The following is a 1,665-nucleotide window of genomic DNA, read 5'->3' as shown; positions in this document are numbered from 1 at the left end:
CGCCCGAGCAGGCCAAGGGCGAGACGGTCGACGCCCGCGCAGATCTCTACTCGGCTGGCGTCGTGCTGTTCGAACTGCTCACCGGGCATCCGCCGTTCCGGGGCGACACTCCGGTCGCCGTCGCGTATCAGCACGTGAGCGAGGCACCGGCCGCGCCGAGCGATGAGCGCGATGACGTGCCGCCTATCATCGACGCCGTCGTCTCCCGGGCTCTCGCGAAGGATCCCTTCGACAGATTCCCGGATGCCGCGGCCTTCCGCGGCGCGCTCGCCTCCGCGCTCCGGGGGGTCGCGTCCGACGAACCGCCCGCTCCGACGCCCACCGAGGTCTCCGACGTGCTGTTCGCTCCGAGCACCCGCGAGGCGACGGCCACGGCGCAGTCGCTGCGGCGCCTGTCGACGACCCGCGCGACGACGAGGACCTCGCCCGCACCGACCACCCTCTGGATCTGGATCGGAACCGCGATCGCGGCGGTCGTGCTGATCGCCGTGCTCGCCTGGGTGATCGCGGCCCGAGCCGGCGCCGGCGCCGAAGCCCCGCCCCACACGGTGCCCGACGTCGCGCAGGTGGCCTTCACGAAGGCGAGCGGCACGCTCAGCGAAGCGGGCTTCACCGTGCAGCAGCGCGCCGAAGCGAGCACGACGGTCGCGTCCGGCAATGTCATCCGCACCGATCCCGCCGCGGGCACCGTGAGCGCGCAGGGGGCGACCGTCGTGGTCTACGTGTCGACGGGTGTGCCCATGGTTCCCGTGCCGACGCTGCAAGGCCTTTCCCAGGATGCCGCCACCTCCGCACTCACGAACGCCGGCCTCGCTCTCGGCGCGGTCACCCAGCAGGACGATCCCTCGGCGAAGTCCGGGACGGTGCTGTCCGCGAGCAGCGCGGCGGGCACCAACGTCCCGGCCGGCACGTCGATCGCACTCGTGGTGGCGACCGGAAAAGTCGCTCTCCCCGACCTGACCGGCTTCACGGTCTCCGCCGCGGAGTCCCAGTTGCAGAAGCTCGGCTTGACCCCTGCGCAGACCAACGATGAGTCCTGCACGGCGAGCAAGCCGCCCACGGTGAAGGTGATGTCGGTCGCGCCCGGCGAGGTGCCGATTCAGTCGACGGTCACGCTCACGGTCTGCGCCGGCTGAGCCAACGCACCCCGGTGCGGGGAGAGGGAGGATCCGCGCGCCGCGGCATCCGGAATCCCCACGGATTCGAGCCAGGTGCCCAGCAGCAGATATCCGCCCTCGGTGAGCACGCTCTCGGGATGGAACTGCACACCGTCGACCCGCGCAGTGCGATGCGTGATCGCCATGACGGTTCCACTCGACGTGCGCGCGGTGACCCGCAGCTCGTCGGGGAGCGCCTCCTCGACGACAGCCAGCGAGTGGTAGCGTCCGACGATCGCGGGACGAGGCATCCGCGCCAGCACGCCGCTCGCGTCGTGCTCGACGCGCGACGTCATCCCGTGCCGCAGTTCCGGCGCCTCCTCGACGCGCCCGCCGAGGGCCACGGCGATCACCTGATGGCCGAGGCAGACACCGAGAAGAGGGATGTCCCGGCTCATCGCCAGCGGAACGGCCGCGAGCGAGGCCCGAGCGTCCTCGGGCCGGCCGGGGCCCGGCGAGATCACGACCGCGTCGGCGCGCTGCACGAGCGCCTCGACATCGGCCGTCG

The 1,665-nt window shown here is 72.1% G+C and carries 2 protein-coding genes; one reads left to right on the top strand and one right to left on the bottom strand.

Annotated elements, in window-relative coordinates; translation table 11 throughout:
- Window positions 1–1,136, top strand: a 1,136-nt coding sequence (locus tag ASG00_RS00790; protein ID WP_235559019.1) for a PASTA domain-containing protein, incomplete at its 5' end; no start/stop codon positions are given.
- On the opposite strand, the gene ASG00_RS00785 is transcribed toward ASG00_RS00790, so the two are convergent.
- Window positions 1,100–1,665: anthranilate synthase component II (locus ASG00_RS00785; protein WP_056206155.1), on the bottom strand; the 566-nt coding region annotated here is incomplete at its 5' end. The two genes, ASG00_RS00790 and ASG00_RS00785, sit on opposite strands and share 37 nt — an antisense overlap.

Origin of the sequence: Microbacterium sp. Leaf351 (genome assembly GCF_001423825.1) — a bacterium.
GTDB lineage: Bacteria > Actinomycetota > Actinomycetes > Actinomycetales > Microbacteriaceae > Microbacterium > Microbacterium ginsengisoli.
The sequence above is the reverse complement of the archived record's forward strand: the minus strand, read 5'-3'. Positions and strand labels throughout refer to the sequence as shown.